The 239-nt window shown below is 53.6% G+C and carries 1 rRNA gene; it reads right to left on the bottom strand.

What is annotated here, in order from left to right:
- A 23S ribosomal RNA gene (locus KK102_RS22135) occupies positions 1-239 on the bottom strand; the annotation flags it as partial.

Here is a 239-nt window from a genome sequence, read left to right as displayed (position 1 = left end):
GAACCCTTGGTCTTCCGGCGAGCGGGCTTTTCACCCGCTTTATCGTTACTTATGTCAGCATTCGCACTTCTGATACCTCCAGCAACCCTCACAGGTCACCTTCAACGGCTTACAGAACGCTCCCCTACCCAACAACACCTAAGTGTCGCTGCCGCAGCTTCGGTGCATGGTTTAGCCCCGTTACATCTTCCGCGCAGGCCGACTCGACCAGTGAGCTATTACGCTTTCTTTAAATGATG

Source organism: Enterobacter quasimori, from assembly GCF_018597345.1.
GTDB classification, from domain to species: Bacteria; Pseudomonadota; Gammaproteobacteria; order Enterobacterales; family Enterobacteriaceae; genus Enterobacter; species Enterobacter mori.
Note: the sequence above shows the minus strand (reverse complement) of the source record. Positions and strands in the feature narration are given on the sequence as shown.